Raw genomic sequence first — 20,460 nt, forward strand, 5'->3', positions numbered from 1 at the left:
AAATCAAGATCACCGTATTATCCCAGGCTGCCTCGGGAATCCGTATCGGTTTATCCACACGAAATGTCCCTTAAGCCGGGCTCAAGGGGCAGTGCACGAGGATCAAACCTTTCCAGCAGCCCATCAGCACTGGTCACGCCTTCAATGCCAAGCGAGGCAGCGAGCTGGCCAAGTACGTCAGCCACAGTAGAACCCGGGTTACCCTCCAGGATCTCCCGCAGCGTGACCGCGCCATCGCGCTTGGCCAACCGCTCCCCCTTCGCGTTCACCACCAGCGGAACATGCACGTACTGCGGTTGGGGCAGTCCCAGCTCATGCGCTAGATACGCCTGCGCAGGCGCGGAACCCAGAAGATCATCGCCCCGTACGATCTGATCGATGTTCTGGTAACCGTCATCAACCACGACGGCGAGGTTGTACGCCCAGTCCCCTGCCTGCGCTTGTTTCACGTTTCCGCCACGCTTCAGAATCACGTCATCGACCGGGCCGGTGAACTCACCCCTGTAATAGTCGGTGACGGTCCACTCCCCTACGTGTGCGCGCAGGCGGATGGCGGGGAGGCGGCCTTGGGAGGAGAGCTGGGAACGTCGATAAGCACGCTGCTCTTCTGTGAGATCCCTGCACGTGCCTGGATACATCCCTGGCTGGACATGCGGCGCGGACGCAGCCTCCCGGATATCGCGGCGGGTGCAGTAACACTCATACGTGTCCAGCGTGGCCAACGCCTCCGCATACGCGGCACCCCGCTCATGCTGGTAGACCACCGGCTCATCCCACTCAAGACCCAACGCCGCGAGGTCCTCCATTTGGCGGCGCGCCGACTCCATGCTGGAACGCTCCGAATCAATATCCTCCACCCGCATGTAAAACGCCCGGCCCGACTGCCGCGCAAACAGCCACGCGAGAAGCGCCGTACGAAGATTGCCACAGTGGAGATCCCCACTCGGACTCGGGGCATAACGGCCGGCGGGTTGTGAATACTGCATGCCTGCAATGATATTGCGCCGCGCACCAGGCCACCCAGCAAAGCCTGCACTAGCCCCCGATGGCGCTCACTTTTAATGAGCGCTCAACGTTGTTGATCAATCGGAGCTGTGCCACTACACATGCTTCGGGGTAGACGCAAAAGGGCCGGCGGCACCTCATCGGGTGCTACCGGCCCTTGCGCGTTAGCGCAGCTGGTTAGCTACTGCACACTAGTTGCGCTTTAGTTACGGCGCCTGCGGCTTCCGAACACCAGCATTCCGCCAACGGCTACCAGTGCCAGACCTGCAAGCACAGCGCCGATAACGCTAGCGCCCGTACGAGCCAGGGACGACTTCTCACCGCCCTGATCCTGCGGCTTGCCAGGTTCACCAGCCTCCGGCGCATTCACCTGTGGCGGCTGGCCGGGCTCACCCGGGGTCGGGCCACCCGGCTGGTTCGGGTTGCCAGGCGTCGGATCGTTCGGGCTGCCAGGCGTAGGAGGCTTCGGCTTGCTCGGCTTCTCTACCTTGATCTTTGCCTTATCCTCGTTCGACTTAACCTGCTTACCCGTTGGCGTGGAGCCTGTGGCCTCGGCCGTGTTCACCACTTCACCGGCGACCCCATCGGCCTCAGTCACGGTGTACTCACCGGAGGTGCAGGTGGTGGAAGCACCCGGTGCGAGGGTGGTCTCCTCACAGGTGACGTCATCATTGGCTTCCTTGAGCATTTCATCATCAACCTTGATGTTGCTCAAGGTGAGCTTGCCAGTGTTAGTCACGGTGAAGACGTAGGTGACCTTCTCACCAACCTTGTAGCTGTCCTTCTTGTCCTGGACTGCCTTCTTCAGATCCAGCTTCGGAGTACCAAGCTTGACCTTGGCCTCGTCCTCGTTCGACTCAACCGGATCACCCGGCGTCGTGGAACCGGTGGCCTTAGCCGTGTTGACGTACTCGGTCTTATCCTTGACGTCCTCATCGGTCAGGACATGCGACGCAGTGCACTCAAGCGACTCACCCGGCGCCAGCGTTGTACTGCTGTCACCACAATCAAGGTTATCGACCTGCGGATCCTCAACCTTGACATCCTTAACGGTCACGTTGCCGTTGTTGGACACGATGAACTTGTACTCAATCGTGTCACCAACAGTCAGCGGTTCAGCATCCTCAGACCAGTTCGTCACAGTCTTCTGCAGTGAGAGCGACGGTTCGGTCTTCGGCACCGTCACAGTCGCGGTGTCCTTCGCGCTGACCTTCTGACCACCCTCCGGTTTCGAAGTGCCCGTCAACGTAACGTTGTTCGGCAGTTCCTTACCGGCATCAACCTGCTCCTGAGTGATCACACTTTCACCAGTACAGGTGAACTCAGCACCGACCGGCAAAGTTCCCTTACCGCCCAGCACATCGATTTCTTCCCCGTCCATGGTGCAGGTCAGATCAATGTCGCCACCGGTCCATTCGTCAGTCAGCTGCAGGAGGTACAGCGTGACGTTGCCGGTGTTCTTACCGGTGATCTTCCATTCGGCCTTCTCACCAGCCTTCTTCAGAACCGACTTCTGACCGTCAACAGTCTTCACCAGCTCAAGCGCCGGCTTAGCCTCAGGCACCGTCACAGTCGCGGTGTCCTCAGACTTCAGCTCCTCGCCGCCCTCCGGCTTCGAAGAACCAGTCAACGTGACCTTATTCGGCAAAGCGTCACCAGCATCAACCTGATCCTGAGTGATCTCACTTTCACCCACACAGGTGAACTCAGCACCCACCGGCAACGTCACATTACCGGCCAGAACATCAACCACGTCCTCACCGATCTTGCACGTCAACTCAATGTCACCACCGGTCCACTCATCGGTCAGCTTCACATTATGCAGCGTGACATCACCAGTATTCCTACCAACAATCTTCCACGCAGCCGTCTCACCGGCCTTCTTCTCAACCGACTTCTGACCATCAACCGTCTTCGTCACATCAAGCGCCGGCTTAGCTTCAGGCACCGTGACGGTTGCCTTGCTGTCGGCCTTGACGAGCTCTTCCTTTGGCTCGCCGGTCGTGGCGGAGGTGTACGGGTACTTGCCTTCGACGTTGGCGTCGTTAGGCATCTCTGCCTGGTTGTCAATATCTTCCTGGCTAACGGTGTAAGTGCCGGAGCACTCATAGGTGTCACCCACGGCAAGCTTGGCCGTGCCGCCAAGGAGATCCTCGGTAGCGTTACCTGCGTATTCGCCACCAGCCTTCGGCGTGATGGAACACGTCAGGTCAAGCGGTTCCTTGCCTTCAACCCACGCGTCAACCAGCTTCACCTGCTCAAGATCAACATTGCCGTTGTTTTCACCGGCTAGGACGAACTTCGCCTCAGCGCCAAGCGCCAGCTGATCCGACTCTTTACCGTTAACGGTCTTCTTCAGCGTGATCTTCGGCTCAGCCTGGTGCACACCGAAGTCATAGTCGGGGTGGACCTGAGGCTTGCTGGGGTCGTAGTTCTCAGGGGTGGGCGCGGTCACGTCGATGACCTCACCGTTCCAGGAACCGGCAGTGCCCTTGCCTGCCTCAGTGTTGATATCAGTCTCTTTAAGCGGGCTCACAACCACGCGGTATTTACCCGGCTTCACAGCCTCAAACGAGTAGTTACCGTTCGAATCGGATGTGGCGATCTGACTAACAACAGGCTCGCCGTTCTCGCCCTTCTTGATCTCACCGTTCTCATCGACCTCGTAGAGGGTCACGGTATAGCCAGGCAGCTTCTTCTCATTATCCTGCTGCTTCTCGTCCCGGTTCACGTCCTGGTAAACGGTGCCCGAGATTGACGCGGCATAGACCTCAGTCTTGACAGGATCCGGCTGTGGCACAGGCAACGCACCAAGACCCGTAGCATCTGCGGAATCGCCGCGGACTGCATGCATCGTGGCCACGCCAGTGGAGTTAACGTACTTATCGCCGTGCTTATTGCCGTGGGGTTGGAAGTCCAGAACATACTTGTCATTCGACTGCTGGCTCAACAACGGGCTCTCAAAACGCAGCGCCGTAATGTGTTTGGCACCCGGCTTCGCTTGTGCGTCAATAACCTCTTGGGTCAGCGGCGCCCACGTGGTGTTGCTCGGCTTCTTATCAATGTCGCGCTTGGTTGCCTTAGCCGCATTGACACATGCATCAAGGTCATCCTTGCCCTTAGCGTTGGTGGGGCAGACAGACACCGTCTTCGGGTCGTCGTACGTGTAGTAGATCTGCTGGCCGTCGAACGTGTTCGACCCCAGTTTCTCCGGGACCTTGCTCAGCCAGTACTCGCCATTGAACTTGGTTTCACGCCAGTCACCGTTGAATGGCAAAACATCGATGAACTGAGTGGTACCCAGCTGCGCCTCAGTGAGGTTCTTCAATTCAAGCGAGTGCTGGAACGGGGTGTTACCCGGAACGAGTTTGTCGTCAGTCGACTTACTCAAGCCGGCCGCCAAGACGTTAGGCACCGTCAGCGTGGACAGGGCTGCCATCGAGTTCAGCGGAAAGTATTCTTTCGCGTTGTCCTTAGCCGGCGTGAAGGCGTCCTGGCTGGAAGAAGACTTGATCGTCTTGTCCTTCTTCAGGGCCGGCATCGCCTTGTCAAGATCCAGCTCCGGGGTACCTGTGATGCGGTAAGAATGAACCACATCGAAGGTTTGTTTTGGTCCAGACCATGCCGGGGTCACGACAGTGAACTTGGGCTTTGGCTGCCCGTTGTCCCACGGCTGGAAGAACACAGTGGACTTATCAGCATTCTTTGTGGCCCAATCAATGGGGAAGAACGGATCATTCTTCGGATCACCAGTCTCATTCTTCTGATCCGATAACGCCCAAGTGCGCTCAATGTAATTGTCCTCGGATGGAGCACAATCATTCGGGTTGGTGGAAATCTCACCGCGGTGATACGTCATACCGGGAGACAGTGATTCCTCATCCGCAGTCACACACTTAGACAGGTAGATGCGCATGTGAACGCGTGTTGGGTTGCCGTCCGCATCCTTCGAGTTCACAGCAGCGAGGGTGCCGTTGTTCACAACAACCTGCCCGGCGGTAATGAGCGTCTGCTTCTGCTCGCCGATGCCCCCAAGACGGACTTCACCAAGGTCGCCCCAGATGTCGCGGACACCTGCAGCTGGCTTCTCTGCAAGAATCACGTCCTGCATGTCGCGACGCTTCTCATTGCCTTCATAGGTGGCCGCGTAGTTGGTGGTCTTGTAGTACTCCGCATCCCCTTTCTTGGCTTTCACCGAAGGCAGGGTGGAAACCACGCGAGGATCACCGGTTGTAGCCGCGTACCGGAAAATGGTTGGCCGCTGGATGACATTTTCACCCGGAATCACAATCTTGATACCGGAGATTTCATTCGGCTTCATGCTGCCAGGCTCATCGAAGGTATTACCCTTCACGTCGGCCTCGGCGTCATAGAAAACTTCCCAGCCTGCATCGCCTGCGCAGTCAGGCTTTCCGCCATTCGTTTTGTCTTCCTTGGTGATGTACACCTTGGCGTTCGGAAACACGTCTTCAATGTTGGCCTTACCGGAACCTACCTGCACGGTAGGCACGTAGACGTTCGAGGGGGAGGTGACAACGCGCTGCGTACCCGGCTGCCATGCAGCACAGATGGTCGGGTTGTTCTTAACATCAACTGGTGTGACATTAAGTCGCACGTTTGCAGTAGTCAGCGCCTGCTTACCCTTGAAGGCTGGCTTGCCTGCTTCTTCGGTTTCCATCCAGTTAACGCCGATGTCGTCCTTGGCAGACGGGCAGCCACCGGGGAGGCTACACTTCCACTGGGTCAGGTCCACAGTCTGTTTAGCGCAGTTGTTGTTCGGGAAGCCGTATTGCCCCGCACGCAGGCCCTGCTTTTCATCAGCGGTGGACGCATTGCATTCGCTAATGCCACCCGGATCAGCAGTGTTGTCGCCGAGTGCTTTATTGCCCGCCGTGGTGGGGATGTTCGAGGGCACACCACGGCTGTCCTTGATTCGCGTTGGATTGCCTTGCTTATCGACGATATCCATGCGCGTCGTAAAGTCCGTCTTGCCCGATGGCAGACCCTTAGTAGGAATCAGGAAGCGGAACGGCGGGTTGCTCTTGTCATACTTGCCGTCGACATATGGGTTACCGTTGGCATCAACCTTGGCTTTCTGCCACTCGCTGCCGTAATAGGAGACGAGCACTTCATCAGCCTTAAACGGCGCATTGTCAGGCATCACCAGCGTGTAGCGGCTGATGGTTTCAGGATCAATCGGCAAGATACGACCGTTAGGAAGTCCAGTATCCGGCGCTGGGCTGTGCTTCTGATCGCTCGGGTAAGAAGGCAGTCCGGAGCGAGCGCTAATGCCGATGTATTCGATGCCGTCGCGGGTGGTGGTGTTGACGTCGCTTTGCGGCTCGTCGATACGCTGATCGAAACGTGGCTCAACAAGCACGTTGAGCTTCTTGTTTGCTACCGCGGTTGTGAGTGGAGTGCCATCCTGGACTGCCTTGAGTCCAAGGTTGAAGGTGCCCTCCGGGTTAGTGCCGTCGCGAAGCTCCAAAGTCTTAATGGTGGAGGCAGTGAGTTCCAAAGAAACTGTCGCGTTGACGTTAGCGTCCGCCGTCACGGTGGCCACGCCCTGGGCATCGACCGTGACTGAAACGCCGCCGTAGCTAGCGGACCCTGTTTTCAGGGTTGGCGTAGTTGTGGGTTCCGGCAGGCCAGTCGCGCGGGCTTCGGCGCTGAGCCAGGTTGGAGTAAGGGTGAAGGTAATCGGTTCGCCCACCGTTTTGACGTTGAGGTCAATGCTGTAATGGGCGACGTCACCGGCACAAATGTTGCTGTCCCTGTCGTTGTTGTCCCCTGGTTCATAACCGTTTTCTTTTCTGATCACACAGCCGGCGCCGCCATCGCGGGCGAGCCGCAGGCCGTACTGGACGTTTCCGCCACCCACCTCAACGGCCTGCGTCTCACCGGGCTCACCGAGCTCGCCGGCGGATCCGTCCGTCGTTGCAAAGGGAATAATCGGTGCGTCGAACTCGAGGACAGATTCTTCCGATTCTGTAGTGTCTGCCGCTTGCTCGTCGGCAGGCTCCTCCACCGTCGCAGTAGCTGTGGCTGGCACAACGGACTCACCAGCAGGCTGTTCTGCCGTCGCGGTCTCAGCTACTGGCTCGGCGACACCTGGAGTGGGCAGTGCCAAAACCATTGTGAAAATGAGCGCGAAGACCGTGCTCATCCTCTTAAATAGATTGGAATTTCTTCGTGTGGGCATGGGGCGATCCTTAAAACATCGACCAGCGGCGCCGTGAAACGCTTGACACGAAACTGACTTACAACCGATAAAGGTTACTATGGACACTAACTATGTCGCCAACCGAAAAACCGTAGCCGTGTGATAGTGCCTGCGCGCGGCAAGAATTCGCTTCTCGGCGAAGTGTGCAATGATATTGCGCATGCCTACTCCCGCACCCCATCCGCACCCCGTCGCGCGCTCCCCGTACCCATACTTGCTGGCGGTGTTCTGCGCTGTCTTCCTTATTTCCAATATCACTGCACAGAAGGGCGTTGAACTGGGAGCCCTCGTCACCGATGGAGCATTCTTCCTGTTCCCCATCTCTTACGTCATCGGTGATGTGATCGCGGAGGTATACGGCTTCAAAGCGGCTCGCCGTGCTGTGTTCACTGGTTTTGGCGTTGCCCTGCTGGCGGTGGCGTCCTTCTACATCGCCATCTGGTTGCCCGCCGCTGACTTCTACGACATGCAGGACACGTTCTCCGCTGTCCTGGGTCTGCTGCCGCGCATTATCTTGGCGTCGCTGACCGGCTACGTCGTGGGTCAGCTGCTCAACGCATGGGTGCTGCAGAAGATGAAGGACCGCTTCGGCAAAGACCGCCTCTGGGCGCGTCTGATCGGTTCCACCATCGTTGGTGAGTTCGCCGACACGCTGCTGTTCTGTTCCATCGCTGCCGGCGTCATCGGCATTGACTCCGCAGGCACCTTTATTAACTACGTCGTGGTTGGCTTTCTGTGGAAGACCCTCATGGAGGTCGTCCTGCTGCCAATCACCTACCCGACCATCGCCGCCGTGCGCCGGGCCGAAGAGCGAGCGAGTGCGGTAGTGGCTTAGCCCCAGGTTCGCATTATCTAACATGGCCCCAGGAGCGACCTGGGGAAATGTCGGGGGCGCGAGGCCGAAACTGTCAGATATCTCGACCCTGGGAACAGAGCCCACTTTTAGCGCCCGGCGTAATAGCGCCCGAGGAACTCGTCGCGGTAGGCCTCGTAGTCACCGGCGTCGATGGCGGCGCGGATGTTGTCCACCAGGCGGATCATGAACTCCAGGTTGTGCATGGTGCACAGGGTGCCGGCGAGGAATTCCTTCGCGCGCAGGAGGTGGTGGATGTAGGCACGGGAGTAGTTCTCGGAGACGTAGCCGCCGAATTCTTCGTCCACGCCGGTGAAGTCGCGGCGAAAGCGGGCGGCCATGAGATTCATGCGACCGTCGAGGGTGTACACACCACCGCGGCGGCCAAGGCGGGTGGGGGCGACGCAGTCGAAGGTGTCGGCGCCGGCCTCGATGGCGGTGAAGAGGTCATCGGGCTCGGAGATGCCCAGCAGGTGGCGGGGCTTATCGGCCGGTAGTTCATCAGTGACCCAGCCGACGATGGTGCCCAGGTTTTCCTTCTCCAAGGCGCCACCGATGCCGAAGCCCCCGAAGCCACGACGGCCCTCAGCGCGGGCTTCCTCATCAAGGGCGAGAAGACCACGGGTGGCCTGGCGGCGCAGATCCTCGTACTGCGCGCCCTGCACCACACCCCACAGCGATTGGAGCGGTTTGTCCGGGCGGGCCTGGGTGAGGCGTTCGTGCTCAATCAGGCAGCGGCGGGCCCATTGGTGGGTGCGCTCCACGGAATGTTCCTGGTAAGCGCGGGTGTCCACGAGGGTGGTCAGCTCGTCGAAGGCGAACATGATGTCCGCACCCAGCTGGTGCTGGATCTGCATGGACACTTCCGGGGTGAAGCGGTGGGAGGAGCCGTCGATGAAGGATTTGAAGTCCACGCCGTCATCGTCGACACGCGCCATGCGTTCCTTGTTAGCGGCGCGGATGTCCTCATCGGTGAGACCGGCAACATCCATGGCCAGGACTTTCTTGAAGCCGACACCCAGGCTCATCACCTGAAAGCCACCAGAGTCGGTGTAGGTGGGGCCATGCCAGTTTTCAAAGGCAGCGACACCACCTGCCTCATCAACGATGTCGGGGCCGGGCTGAAGATACAGGTGATACGCGTTCGACAGAATCGCCTGGGCACCGGTCTGACGGACCTGCTCCGGAGTCAGAGTTTTCACCGTGGCTTTGGTGGCCACCGGGATGAACGCGGGCGTTTGAATCGGGCCGTGGGGAGTATGGATGGTGCCGGTGCGACCGTGGCGGCCGGGTTCGCTATAAAGCGTTGTGCGCAGTTCAAACGTGGTGTCGGTCATGCGGGAACTCCTTGAGATTCAAACTGGCGCTCGAGCGCTTCGCCTTCGACGTCCAAGTCGGGCAGGATGCGGTCGAGCCACGCGGGCATCCACCAGGCGGTGGTGCCCAGCAGGAACATGGTGGCGGGGACGAGGGCCATGCGGACAAAGAAAGCGTCGAAAAGCACGGCGGCGCCAAGCGCGAAACCGAAGATCTGGATGAACGGCAACGGCTGATCGATGAAGGCGACGAAGACAGAGATCATGATGATTGCCGCAGCCGTGACCACACGCGCGCCACGGACGAAGCCTTCGACAGTCGAATGTTCCACGGCCGCGAGGATCGCATCAGCGTCATCATCAGCGTTTCGACGCCGCGTGTACTCCTCCCTCATCCTCGTAACCAAGAAGACCTGGTAGTCCATAGCCAAGCCAAGCGTGACGCCGATGAGCAGGATCGGGAGGAAGGACAGAATCGGGCCGGGGGTGTTGACCAAGCCGGTGACACCGTTTTGGAAAACCTCAACCGTGACGCCAAATGCCGCGCCCACGGAGAGCAGGAAGCCCAATCCGGCGACGAGTGGCACGAGCAGCGAACGGAAGACCAAGACCAACAACACAATGGCCAGACCCACCACGATGGCCAGGTAGAGCGGCATCGCGGCGGCAAGTTCCTCCGTGATGTCCATCTGGACGGCGGTGAAACCGGTGAGACCGATGTCGGCCCCCGTCGCGTCCTCAATCTCCGCGTCCGTTTCACGCAGAGCATGAGCCATATCCACGGTGTACTGATCATCCGGACCAGTCGCCGGTGTAGCCAGGATCTGGGCAGCCATCATGTCATCACTTACACCCACGAGCTGGGCATGGATAATGCCGTTGACGCTGCCAGCACGCTCCATCGTGTAGATGAAGGAAGCCAGCGCCGCCTTCTTCTGGTCACTGTCCACAGCCTCATCCGGGATGGAATCCATGTACGGCTTAAGGGCTTCTGCCTCCGGGTTAGCGCCGTGGCCGTCCACGATGAGCAGGAAAGGCGAGTTCACGCCCGGGCCGAAACCCTCCGCCATGAGGTCAGCAGATTTGCGCTGGGTGGTGTCCTTGTCACTGTTCCCATCCGACGGCAAGGACATCTCCATACCCAGAACCGGGACACTCAAGCCGCCGAGGATGAGCACCACGACCACCATAACCAGTGCCGGGGCACGCTTGATGGTGGTGATCCACGTGCGCCCAAGGGAACGGGTATTCAGGTCCTTCGCTGGACGCTTACCTGGACCAGGGTTGCCGGCGAGGCCAGGAATCTTGGCCGCGAACATCTTGTCCCCGAGCAACCCCATCAGCGCCGGCAGCAAAGTGATGGCCACCAGCACCGCGATGACCACGGTGACAGCAGCGGACAAACCCATCCAAGTGAGGAACTCAATGCGGGCGAGCACCAGCGCCACGAGCGCGGTGAACACCGTGGCCCCCGCAAAGACCACGGAGGAACCAGCCGTACCCACCGCCAAACCGGCTGCTTCAGGCCCAGGCAAGCGGCGGCGTTCTGCCCGGTAACGGGAGAGGATGAACAAGGCGTAGTCAATGCCCACCGCCAGGCCGATCATCACGGCCATGGTCGGGGTGACCTCATTGAGCTCCACCCACCGGGTAGCCAGAAGGGTGAGGAAGGTGCCCAGACCCACGCCAAGCACCGCCGTGATCACCGGCATGCCGGCGGCAATCAGGGAACCAAAGGTGACAATCATGACCACGAAGGCCACCGCGATACCCACCACCTCAGAGGTAGCTTTGATCTCAATCGGATCACCAAAACCAGGACCACCGGCCTCCACCTGCAGGCCCGCGTCACGGCCAATGCGCAGCGCTTCGTTGACTACCTCGCGTTCCTCTTCGGTGACCTGCATGGAGGTCTCCGCGCCGAACTCGAAGGTGGTGTAACCAATACGGGCATCATCCGACAGCAACCGCACATTGTGCGCGTCCGCCTGGGCGCGCTCCTCGGGCATGCCCATCTGCGTCATCTGTGACACAATCTGCTCGGAGAGTTGCTGGTTCACCTCAACCGGATTGCCAAAACGTTGGGTGCCCGTGAGCCCATCCAGATTGTCGCGGATGTAACCCACCGTGGCATCAATCGCCTGCATATTCTGCGGCTCATCTAAGCGCTGCCCCTCCGGGGCGGCGAACACCAGATTCACCCCCGGGGCCTGCACCGGATCGGACTGATCCGGGAAGTTCTTCTGCAGCGACACCAACGCATCAATCGCCGGAGTGCCCGAGATAGCAAAGTCCGACGACAACGGCTTCATCAGGCTTAACGCGCCCGCCATGCCAGCCGCAAACAGAATCACCCAGGCGACAAGGACCTTCCACTTGTTCAGGAAGGACCACTTACCCAGTCGGTAGAGGATCGTCGCCACAAGGCTCCCTTCACACGAAAAAAGTTCGTGGTTTAGCGGTAAAAACGGCGATTATCCACCGAATTTTACCCAAACCACGAACTTCTTAAAACTGGCGGTAGCGGCGGGATTTGAACCCGCGGAGGTTTTACCCTCACTCGCTTTCGAGGCGAGTACCTTCGGCCGCTCGGACACGCTACCGCCACACAGAGTAACGGCAACGCGACCGGGGAACCAAATTTCTCCAGCACCTCGGTCGCGTTAGCGGAAGAAGTTTAAGCCTCGTCGCGCTTGTCCTGGATCTTGGCAGCAACCTCGTTGAACTTGTCCTTCGCTGCCTCGCCAACCTCGGACACCTTCTCGCGCACCTGGCCAGCAAGCTGGTCAGCCTTGCCCTCGTTCTCTAGACCCTTATCCTCGGTCAGGTTGCCCAGAGCTTCCTTGCCCTTGCCCTTGAGCTGGTCAGCGGTAGCTTCAAAATCAGCCATGATCTCTCCTTTAATCTCGTTTGCAACAGTGGGCCCCATGGTAGGGACGTTCACCTGCCTACTGGGTAACAATTCAGTGTCAATCCGCACAGGAAGCTTCTCATCAGCGCAAACGATCAAAGAATTCCGTCATCAGACCTGCTGTTTCAGCCTCCAGGACGCCACCGCGCACTTCGACGGTGTGAAGATGGGTGGGGTCCCTCACCACGTCGATAAGCGATCCGACTGCTCCCGTTTTTGGCTCATACGCGCCGAAAACAAGCGAGCTCACACGCGCCCCCAGCGCAGCACCCGCGCACATCGTGCAAGGCTCAAGCGTGACCACGAGCTCGCACCCATCCAACCGCCAGGTCCCCAGCGCAGCCGCCGCAGCACGCATAGCGACGATCTCCGCATGCCCCGCCGGATCCTGATCACACTCGCGCCGATTCGTCCCCGTAGCTACCTCGCGCCCATCCGGGCCGTAAATGACCGCGCCGACCGGAATATCGCCCAGTGGCGTAGTGCGAGCGACCTCAATAGCACGGCGCATCCGCTCCTGCGCGCGACGTTGCGGCTGGCTCACTGGAGCGCGTCATCCAGTTCATCAGCGAAACCGAGCTCCTCCGCGATGGCCTCAATGACGGCGGACGGCTCCGCCATCGGATCATCCACGAGCACCGCGAGGACCTCCTCCGACAAGCCAATATCCTCCAAAATGGCAAAGTCCCCGTCGGCCCACCCGTCGACGTTATCCAGCTCATCCGGCTCAATATCCGGCACTTCCAGGCCAGCCTGATCACAGATATCCGCTGCAAAATCATCGTCTACGGCCATCGTCGCGTCAGAAATAAGCACCCGAATGCGCGACGGACCTGGCCGCACGATGACCAGGTACTCCTCCTCCACGTTGAGTAGCGCGAACGCCGCGCCCTCACTACGCAAACTCCGAACGGCCTGGACAGAGGTATCTAAGGTCTCAAAAGAGTCCTCAAACTCCGCCACACGCCAACCGCCATCACGGCGCGCAACCGTCACCGCGTAGCCATCCTCGAAGCCTGCCTCACTCATGCCTAGTGAGATTACTCGGGTTATGGAAAACTTGTCAGCGTGATCGACCAACTCCGCCCTGACTCAATTTCAAGCGCACAGCGCTCTCTCCCTCCCATTTGCATCGTGGGCCTAGGGCTCATCGGCGGATCCATCATGCGCGACCTCGCGGCCGAAAACATCACTGTCTTCGGCTACACCCACACCAAGGCTGGTGTGCGCGCCGCCACCCGTGAAGGTTTTGATGCGCACAATGACCTCACCGCGGTATTGTCGCGTGCCTCCTCCACCAACGCCTTGATCATCATCGCCGTACCCATGCACGCCGTGGCTGACATCCTCGATGCCATTGCCATGTACGCGCCGAACTGCGGTGTCACCGACGTAGTCAGTGTGAAACAGGGGGTCTACGAACTTATTCAGGAACGCGGAATGCAACCACGCTACGTCGGTGGCCACCCCATGTCGGGCACCGAGGACTCTGGTTGGGGCGCCTCCAAGCAAGGCCTGTTCAAACGGGCCGCCTGGGCCATCACCTATGACTACGCCGTGGAATGCGACGCCGCCGGCTACTCCGTCCCCCGCGACTGGATCGACCTCTTCTACAACGTGTGCAAACTCGCCCGCATCTGCGGCGCCGAAGCCGTCCCCGTCTCCGTGGCCAAACACGATGAAGCCGTTGCCCGCGTCTCCCACCTGCCACACGTCCTGGCGGAAGCACTCTCCATTGTCGGCGACCGTGGTGGCACGCTTGCCCAATCCCTCGCCGCCGGTTCTTTCCGCGGCGCCACCCGCGTTGCTAGCACGGAACCTGAACTCGTCCGCGCCATGTGCGAAACCAACGCTGATGCCGTTGTGAAAACCCTCGACGAGATGCTGGAACTGCTGCAGAGCGCCCGCGAATCCCTCGCCGCCCCCACCCCCTCCATCGAGCAGCTCGCCGGCGCCGGCTACCGCGCCTCCACCCGCATGGGCGCCCGCCACGGCGCCCGCTTCGAGTCCGTCTCCCCCATCAAGATTTCTTCCCGCCCCGTCATGCGCGTCCAACTCGGCGCACCCGGCTGGGTCAAAACACTCCAGCAGACCGAATCGCTCGGTGGGCGTATCGACGTGTTCTAGAGGTCAAGACGTGTTCTAGAGGTCAAGTAGAAAAAGCCTGACTGCTACCGCAGCGCGTGATGAAGGGGTAAGGGGGCGAGGGTTGTCCTTGGTCGCTTTCCTTCGCTGGGTGTGTGTAAACGGATACATTGCGAAAAATCGGCTCGGACGAACTCCCTGGTAGACAATTTCTATTGAGTGATAGTTGCCGGCGCAATGTAAAACTTTACACAGATGTACGCGGCGGCGAGCACTCAAGGGCCCAGCGGCCACAGGGGAAACGCGAAAACCCGCACGTCAGTGCGGGTTTTTCTGTGGTGCGCCCGGAGGGATTCGAACCCCCAACCTTCTGATCCGTAGTCAGATGCTCTATCCGTTGAGCTACGGGCGCATCCGCTGCTTGGCTATCAACACTATTCAACACAGTGGCAGCGTTTGCAACGAGGCACAACGTTACACCACGGTGACATGAAGGCAAAATTACCTGCTCAGAACACCGATTCAGGCGTTAGAGGCCCAGGACGGATGTTGCGATGAGGAAGTAGATCACCAGACCCGTTGCATCGCAGAAGGTGGAGATGAACGGGTTGGAGAACACCGCGGGATCAGCACCAACGGTCTTGGCCACGATGGGCATAGCCCCACCGACGGTGGCGGACATGGTGCACACGGACAACAGTGTGGTGCCGATGATGATGCCGATGTCCAGGCCGAAGAACAGCCAGGCGGCGAGGAACCCCAGGAAGCCGAGGACCGCGCCGAGCATGAGGCCCACGCGGACTTCGCGCCACATGACTTTAAGGATGTCGGACTTGTGTACGTCGCCGAGCGCGAGTGCCCTTGTCACCGTGGTGGCGGCCTGGTTGCCGGTGTTGCCACCAGTGCCGGTGAGAAGCGGGATGAACAGGGAGAGCACAACGGCTTGTTCCAGTTTGCCCTCGAAGATGTCCAGCACCTGGACCGTCAGCGTGGCGGAGACAGCAAGCACGAGCAGCCAGACAATACGGGACTTCACCAGCGTGATCAGTGGGGTGGCCAGGTACGGAGTCTTGAGGGCCTCTGCGCCACCTTGGCGGGCGGAGTCCTCCGTGTCCTCACTCTCAACAATGTCCTGGGCCTCGTCGAAGGTAAAAATACCCACGAGTTTTCCGTTGGTGTCCACCACCGGCACCGCCAACAGCGATAGCGGGAGGAACCAACGCGCGGTCTCCTCCGCGTCATCCGTGACGCACACGGTGGGGGTGTCCACGAGGAGCTCAGACATCTTCACGCCATCGTCCGCAAGGAAGAGGTCGCGCATTTTCACAATGCCTTGAACGTTCCGGCCACGGTCAATGACCGGGAGAGTGTACAAGGTCTCCAGGTCTTCGTGCTGCTCCCGCAGAAGCTCACGGACTTCATGGGCAGTCATGTCCATGTAGATCTCAGCGATCTCCGGTGACATCGCGCGGCCAACGGTGCCACGCTCATACCCCAGGACAACGTTGGTGTGCTCCTGATCCAACTCGTCTAGTTCGCGCATGAGGCGAGCGGCGACTTCGGGCGGAAGCTCGTCGATAAGCATGGCCCTGTCTTCCGCACCGAGATCTTCGAAGAAAGACCCGACACCATCACTACCCAGCGCGTGCACCATGGCAGCCTGGTGGTACGGGTCAAGGGCATCGAAAACCAGGCCGGCACGCTCCGGCGGCAGAAGGCGGAAAATCACAGCGCCACGCTTCAGGGAGGTGCGCTCGATCAGACTGATGATGTCGTTCAGCTTGGCCGCATCCAGCAGCTCCGAAACTTTCTCCGCATCATGGCTGCGAAGAAGATTTTCTACCTGCTTTTCAAGCTCATACACATCGAACTGTTCAACCGCAGTCATGGCCGCGCCCCCTTTTTTTGAGGTGACAACTTATCCGGACAGGTCGGAGAGGATGATCCTCGGCCAGCTTACGCACCCCAAAAAAATTGGTGCGCCCGGAGGGATTCGAACCCCCAACCTTCTGATCCGTAGTCAGATGCTCTATCCGTTGAGCTACGGGCGCATGGCGGAGATGACAGGATTTGAACCTGCGGACCTCGTGAAAGGTCAACTCCTTAGCAGGGAGCCCCAATCGGCCACTCTGGCACATCTCCAGACCGGGTTACAGATTACCCATAATCATGCAAGCAACCAAAACCCCGCCACGCTAGACTTGCGCACCATGATCCGTGCTGACCTTGCTGCCATCCCGCCCTATGTCCCCGGAACATCAGATCCAGAGGCCCTGAAGTTGTCTTCCAACGAGGTCACGGGGGCGCCGTTGCCCACGGCGGTAGAGGCGATGACACAAGCTGCTGCCGGGGCGAATAGGTACCCGGACATGGGCGCATCCACGCTGATCAATGCGCTTGCGCGCCACCTTGGGGTGGAGCCCTCCAACGTGGCGCTTGGCTGCGGATCGTCCGCGTTATGCCAGCAACTCGCGCAAGCCACCTCACTGCCCGGAAATAGCATTGTCTTTCCGTGGCGCAGCTTCGAGGCGTACCCCATCTTCGCGCGCATCTGCGGCGCGGAACCACGTCCGGTTCCTTTGCTTATCGACGGGCATTTGGACCTCCCCGCCATCCTCTCCGCCATCGATGACACCACTTCCCTGGTGTTCATTTGCACCCCGAATAACCCAACGGGTGCTGTGGTGACGGCCGATGAGTTCGCCGAGTTCATGGCGCAGGTTCCGCCGCACGTGACGGTCGCGTTGGATGAGGCTTACTTCGAGTTCAACCGAGACTCGAACGCCGTGAACGGCCAAGAGATCTGGCGCGAGTACCCGAATGTTGTGTGTCTGCGGACATTCTCCAAGGCATACGGCCTGGCCGGTGTGCGCGTGGGCTACGCCTTTGGCAACGCGGAACTGATCACCGCAATGAACAAGGTGGGCGTACCTTTCCAGGTCAATTCCGTGGCTCAGGCAGGGGCACTGGCCTCCCTGAAGCACGCCGATGAACTCTTGGCACGAGTGGAAGACACCGTGGATGTGCGCGATGAGGTTGCTGATCATATTGGGGCGCAGCATTCCCAAGCCAACTTTGTGTGGCTCCCTGCCCCGGACCCGGAGTGGGCACCACGGATTGCCGCCCAGCTGGCTGCGCACGGCGTGCTCACCCGCGCCTTCCCCGAGGGCCTGCGCATCACCGTGACCAACCGCGATGAGGCTGCGGAATTTCTTTCCGCGTGGGATGTTGTTAGTAGTACACAGTCTTAATCCCTTTTAGAAAGGTTCATCATGCCTCGTTTTCTCGTTGATGTTTTAGCCACCGTGATCGCCCTGTGGCTGGTTGTTCAAATCGTGCCTGGCGTAGACATCTTCGGCGGCTTCTGGGCGTTCGTCTGGGTGGCGCTGGTGTTCATGTTCGTGAACGCGTTCATCTCCCCCGTCGTGAACTTTTTCAGCTTTCCGCTGAAGATCCTCACCCTGGGACTGTTCTCCCTGATTGTGAACACCTTCCTGTTCTCCCTCACCGGCTGGATCTCCAACGGCCTGGGCAACGGCCTGCACATCTCTGGGTTCTGGGCAGCGTTCTTCGGTGCCATCGTGATGGCCCTGGCGTCCTGGGTTGTGGAGGGCGTGTTCAACGCAGTCCGCTCCAAGGACAAGAGCGACAAGTAGCCCTAAGGCCCTGTCAACCAGGGCAAAAATTTGCGGAGACGGCGGGATTTGAACCCGCGGAGGTGTGACCCTCGCTGGTTTTCAAGACCAGTGCATTCGGCCGCTCTGCCACGTCTCCTTGCTACCAACGGCAGCAAGGAGAAACTTTACAGCACGTAGACCTTCACCCAACTACCCTGGGTGGGCATGAAGGCAATCACGGTGACTAATCCCGATAATCCGCGTTCCCTTGAACTGACTGAAATCCCGATGCCGGAGCTGCAATCCGGCGAGGTCCTGGTCAAGGTTGTAGCAGCTGGTGTGAACCGCGCTGACCTGGTGCAGGCGGAAGGTAAGTACCCGGCTCCGAAGGGTGAATCAGAGATCATTGGGCTTGAATGTGCTGGCACCATCGTTGATGCGGGGGACACGGGCCGCCAAGTGGGTGAGGAAGTTGCGTGCCTGCTGGCTGGGGGTGGCTACGCCGAGTATGTGGCGGTGCCGGAAGGCCAGCTCATGCGCATACCGGAGGGCCTCACTTTGACGGAGGCCGCCGCAGTGGTGGAGGTAGCCACCACCGTGTGGTCCAACTTGGGCATGCTCGCCGGGGTCAGTGAGGGGGATCGCGTGCTCATCCACGGTGGTGCGGGCGGTATCGGTTCCTTTGCCATTCAGCTGTGCAAGGCACTCGGTGCCGAGGTCGCTGTCACGGCCGGATCCAACGCGAAGCTCGACTACTGCCAGGAGCTTGGGGCGGATATTTTGGTGAATTATAGGGAAGAGGATTTCGTCGATAAGCTGCACGGCTCATGCGATGTCATCCTTGATGTGGTCGGCGGGCCGTATCTTGAGGACAACATTAAATCGCTGGCCACCGACGGCAAGCTCATCGTCATCGCAGTGCAAGGCGGACCGAAGGGCGAGCTCAGCCTGGGCCGCATGATGCCGCGCCGCCTGTCCGTTCACGCAACCACGTTGCGCGCCCGCCCGCGCCCAATGAAGGCCGTCATTTGCCGTTCGACGGAGGAGCACGTGTGGCCACTCATTGAAAGCGGAGCCATCAAACACCAGTTGAACAAGGTTTTTCAGCTTAGCGACGCTGCTTTGGCCCACGACCACCTCGACTCCGGCAACGCGATGGGCAAAACCGTTCTAGTGGTCGACCACTAGGCCAGGGAGGCCACCACGCGGATGAGCTGTTCAATGTCCGCGTAGGTGTTGAAGGGTCCGAGGCCGACGGTGACGGCGCCACCCATTTCCTCCAACCCCATGTCCGTGAGTAGCGGCGTGGGGGCGGCCAACGTGGTGATGATGCCGTTGTCAAAGAGCCGCTCATGCACCGTTGCCGCGGGCACGCCTTGCACACCGAAGGTGAGGCGCGGCAGGCGCTCCATGGTGGCGCCCGCGGCGGCTTCACCCGAGGCGCCGAGGATGTGCACGTCCGGCCATGTACCCAGGAAGGTGTACAGGTCATCCCGGAGACTACGCAGGTAGGCGGACAATTCTTCCATGGATGCCACGAGCCGTGCCCGGCGCGTGCTGCGACCTTCCGGCACGGGGCCCAAGTTGGCTAGGTGGTCCACCAATGCCGGCACGCCACCAGCCAATCCTGGCGAGAGGCCCAGCCCTGCTAGGCGCAGCGGATCAACGGTGAGGCGGTTGAACATGGCACTGTCGCGGAACACCAGGGCTGACAGCTGCGGTCCGCCGAGTTGGCCAAGGTCCACACCGATGATGTCTGCACCCCACTCATCAAAGTTGATGCAGTAATAAGGAGCGTATGCGCTGGCGTCCACAACCACCCAAGCGCGGGACCGCTCGCGGGCAATATCCACGATGCCGGCAATGTCGGTGGCGATGCCCAATTGCGGGTGCGCTGCGGGCAAGGAGATGAGACGCGATGTGCCGTCCACGAGTTCCTTGTACTGCCATGCAGGTGCTTCCCCGGTACCCAGGTCCGCGTGGGCTGCGCGCGCCTGAACGTTGGCGGTGCATAAAGCCGCGGTGAGCTCGGGCCGGTCAAGCGGGCTGACAATGAGCGAGGAATCGGACCTGAACTGCGGGCTCATCGCCACAACGAGCGCTGAGTACAGTACCGGCAAACTAGGACCGAGCACCACACAGTCTGCGCTGGCGCCCACAAGATCTGCCACCGCGTGGCGCGCGCCCGCCAGAAGGTTGTCTGCCTCCGGTCGTCCCAAAGTCTGGCGCGAGTGGGACCCGCCGCGCCCTTCAGGTATTGGCACTGAGGGCGCTAGGCGGAAGGAGCGTGCCACCGCTGAGGAGACGCGCTCCGGGATCTGCGGGCAATCGTGCGCGTTGAGGTACGTCCACCCATCGGACAGGGAGGTGTACAGGCCACGCACACTGGCAACGTCATATGCCATTGCCGCACTCCTTCCCCGACTTCTCTTGTGTTCTTCGTGTGGGGG

14 protein-coding genes and 5 tRNA genes are annotated in these 20,460 nt (G+C 59.9%); 5 read left to right on the plus strand and 14 right to left on the minus strand.

Annotated features, from left to right (window positions below):
• Nucleotides 1-50 precede the first annotated feature (50 nt).
• Together gluQRS and QP994_RS08950 are read right to left on the minus strand one after the other, a co-directional pair.
• Entirely contained in the window at nucleotides 51-986 is a 936-nt protein-coding gene (gene gluQRS / locus QP994_RS08945; RefSeq protein ID WP_284866324.1) for a tRNA glutamyl-Q(34) synthetase GluQRS, read from the minus strand.
• 221 nt (nucleotides 987-1,207) lie between these two features.
• Nucleotides 1,208-7,171 carry a CLIPPER-2 domain-containing protein gene (locus QP994_RS08950; protein ID WP_284866327.1) on the minus strand — a complete coding sequence of 1,988 codons (5,964 nt, stop codon included), beginning with the start codon at nucleotides 7,169-7,171 and terminating at the stop codon, nucleotides 1,208-1,210.
• A gap of 217 nt (nucleotides 7,172-7,388) precedes the next feature.
• On the opposite strand from QP994_RS08950, the gene QP994_RS08955 reads away from it, so the two are divergent.
• On the plus strand, nucleotides 7,389-8,063 hold the full coding sequence (locus QP994_RS08955; RefSeq protein ID WP_284866329.1) for a queuosine precursor transporter: 675 nt from the start codon (nucleotides 7,389-7,391) through the stop codon (nucleotides 8,061-8,063).
• A 107-nt stretch (nucleotides 8,064-8,170) separates the two neighbouring features.
• Here QP994_RS08955 and tgt read toward each other — a convergent pair whose 3' ends face one another.
• From tgt to QP994_RS08985, 6 genes are all read right to left on the minus strand, one after another.
• Complete coding sequence (gene tgt / locus QP994_RS08960) at nucleotides 8,171-9,418, minus strand: tRNA guanosine(34) transglycosylase Tgt (protein WP_284866330.1); 1,248 nt, start codon at nucleotides 9,416-9,418, stop codon at nucleotides 8,171-8,173.
• Nucleotides 9,415-11,820, minus strand: a complete 2,406-nt coding sequence (locus tag QP994_RS08965) for an MMPL family transporter (protein ID WP_284866332.1) — start codon at nucleotides 11,818-11,820, stop codon at nucleotides 9,415-9,417. The genes tgt and QP994_RS08965 overlap by 4 nt, the downstream gene beginning before the upstream one ends.
• Before the next feature lie 92 nt (nucleotides 11,821-11,912).
• Nucleotides 11,913-12,000 (minus strand) — tRNA-Ser (locus QP994_RS08970).
• Nucleotides 12,001-12,074: 74 nt separating this feature from the next.
• A complete protein-coding gene (locus QP994_RS08975) occupies nucleotides 12,075-12,287 on the minus strand; it encodes a CsbD family protein (RefSeq protein ID WP_284855705.1) in 213 nt (70 codons plus the stop codon).
• Nucleotides 12,288-12,390: 103 nt separating this feature from the next.
• The gene (locus QP994_RS08980) at nucleotides 12,391-12,819 is read right to left on the minus strand and encodes a nucleoside deaminase (RefSeq protein ID WP_284855769.1); all 429 of its coding nucleotides are present in this window, start codon (nucleotides 12,817-12,819) and stop codon (nucleotides 12,391-12,393) included.
• A 29-nt stretch (nucleotides 12,820-12,848) separates the two neighbouring features.
• A complete protein-coding gene (locus QP994_RS08985) occupies nucleotides 12,849-13,337 on the minus strand; it encodes a tRNA adenosine deaminase-associated protein (protein WP_284866334.1) in 489 nt (162 codons plus the stop codon).
• A gap of 39 nt (nucleotides 13,338-13,376) precedes the next feature.
• Between QP994_RS08985 and QP994_RS08990 the strand changes: the two genes are divergently transcribed.
• Nucleotides 13,377-14,435 carry a prephenate dehydrogenase gene (locus QP994_RS08990; RefSeq protein ID WP_284866336.1) on the plus strand — a complete coding sequence of 353 codons (1,059 nt, stop codon included), beginning with the start codon at nucleotides 13,377-13,379 and terminating at the stop codon, nucleotides 14,433-14,435.
• Between the two features lie 294 nt (nucleotides 14,436-14,729).
• On the opposite strand, the gene QP994_RS08995 is transcribed toward QP994_RS08990, so the two are convergent.
• The 4 genes from QP994_RS08995 to QP994_RS09010 all read right to left on the minus strand — a co-directional run bounded on the left by QP994_RS08995 (nucleotide 14,730) and on the right by QP994_RS09010 (nucleotide 16,535).
• Nucleotides 14,730-14,805, minus strand: a tRNA-Arg gene (locus QP994_RS08995).
• A 117-nt stretch (nucleotides 14,806-14,922) separates the two neighbouring features.
• The gene (mgtE, locus tag QP994_RS09000; RefSeq protein ID WP_284866338.1) at nucleotides 14,923-16,281 is read right to left on the minus strand and encodes a magnesium transporter; all 1,359 of its coding nucleotides are present in this window, start codon (nucleotides 16,279-16,281) and stop codon (nucleotides 14,923-14,925) included.
• Nucleotides 16,282-16,368: 87 nt separating this feature from the next.
• Nucleotides 16,369-16,444 (minus strand) — tRNA-Arg (locus QP994_RS09005).
• Nucleotide 16,445: 1 nt separating this feature from the next.
• Nucleotides 16,446-16,535, minus strand: a tRNA-Ser gene (locus QP994_RS09010).
• Nucleotides 16,536-16,603: 68 nt separating this feature from the next.
• Between QP994_RS09010 and QP994_RS09015 the strand changes: the two genes are divergently transcribed.
• Nucleotides 16,604-17,644 (plus strand): histidinol-phosphate transaminase, encoded by a 1,041-nt coding sequence (locus QP994_RS09015; protein ID WP_284855701.1) that lies wholly within the window; start codon nucleotides 16,604-16,606, stop codon nucleotides 17,642-17,644.
• A 21-nt stretch (nucleotides 17,645-17,665) separates the two neighbouring features.
• Nucleotides 17,666-18,049, plus strand: a complete 384-nt coding sequence (locus tag QP994_RS09020; protein WP_284855700.1) for a phage holin family protein — start codon at nucleotides 17,666-17,668, stop codon at nucleotides 18,047-18,049.
• Nucleotides 18,050-18,082: 33 nt separating this feature from the next.
• Here the strand turns inward: QP994_RS09020 and QP994_RS09025 are convergent.
• A tRNA-Ser gene (locus QP994_RS09025) sits at nucleotides 18,083-18,167 on the minus strand.
• A 68-nt stretch (nucleotides 18,168-18,235) separates the two neighbouring features.
• Here QP994_RS09025 and QP994_RS09030 point away from each other — a divergent pair.
• Nucleotides 18,236-19,198 carry an NAD(P)H-quinone oxidoreductase gene (locus QP994_RS09030; RefSeq protein ID WP_284866339.1) on the plus strand — a complete coding sequence of 321 codons (963 nt, stop codon included), beginning with the start codon at nucleotides 18,236-18,238 and terminating at the stop codon, nucleotides 19,196-19,198.
• Here QP994_RS09030 and QP994_RS09035 read toward each other — a convergent pair.
• Complete coding sequence (locus QP994_RS09035; RefSeq protein WP_284866341.1) at nucleotides 19,195-20,415, minus strand: aminotransferase class V-fold PLP-dependent enzyme; 1,221 nt, start codon at nucleotides 20,413-20,415, stop codon at nucleotides 19,195-19,197. The genes QP994_RS09030 and QP994_RS09035 overlap by 4 nt on opposite strands.
• Nucleotides 20,416-20,460 lie beyond the last annotated feature (45 nt).

The sequence above is a fragment of the Corynebacterium sp. MSK044 genome (genome assembly GCF_030232825.1).
In the GTDB taxonomy this organism is placed as follows: domain Bacteria; phylum Actinomycetota; class Actinomycetes; order Mycobacteriales; family Mycobacteriaceae; genus Corynebacterium.

What these genes read in the sequence shown, in the direction of transcription:
- gluQRS (WP_284866324.1), bottom strand. Translation starts at nt 986, where the DNA reads ATGCAGTATTCACAACCCGCCGGCCGTTATGCCCCGAGTCCGAGTGGG.
- QP994_RS08950 (WP_284866327.1), bottom strand. Translation starts at nt 7,171, where the DNA reads ATGAGCACGGTCTTCGCGCTCATTTTCACAATGGTTTTGGCACTGCCC.
- QP994_RS08955 (WP_284866329.1), top strand. Translation starts at nt 7,389, where the DNA reads ATGCCTACTCCCGCACCCCATCCGCACCCCGTCGCGCGCTCCCCGTAC.
- tgt (WP_284866330.1), bottom strand. Translation starts at nt 9,418, where the DNA reads ATGACCGACACCACGTTTGAACTGCGCACAACGCTTTATAGCGAACCC.
- QP994_RS08975 (WP_284855705.1), bottom strand. Translation starts at nt 12,287, where the DNA reads ATGGCTGATTTTGAAGCTACCGCTGACCAGCTCAAGGGCAAGGGCAAG.
- QP994_RS08980 (WP_284855769.1), bottom strand. Translation starts at nt 12,819, where the DNA reads ATGCGCCGTGCTATTGAGGTCGCTCGCACTACGCCACTGGGCGATATT.
- QP994_RS08985 (WP_284866334.1), bottom strand. Translation starts at nt 13,337, where the DNA reads ATGAGTGAGGCAGGCTTCGAGGATGGCTACGCGGTGACGGTTGCGCGC.
- mgtE (WP_284866338.1), bottom strand. Translation starts at nt 16,281, where the DNA reads ATGACTGCGGTTGAACAGTTCGATGTGTATGAGCTTGAAAAGCAGGTA.
- QP994_RS09015 (WP_284855701.1), top strand. Translation starts at nt 16,604, where the DNA reads ATGATCCGTGCTGACCTTGCTGCCATCCCGCCCTATGTCCCCGGAACA.
- QP994_RS09020 (WP_284855700.1), top strand. Translation starts at nt 17,666, where the DNA reads ATGCCTCGTTTTCTCGTTGATGTTTTAGCCACCGTGATCGCCCTGTGG.
- QP994_RS09030 (WP_284866339.1), top strand. Translation starts at nt 18,236, where the DNA reads ATGAAGGCAATCACGGTGACTAATCCCGATAATCCGCGTTCCCTTGAA.
- QP994_RS09035 (WP_284866341.1), bottom strand. Translation starts at nt 20,415, where the DNA reads ATGGCATATGACGTTGCCAGTGTGCGTGGCCTGTACACCTCCCTGTCC.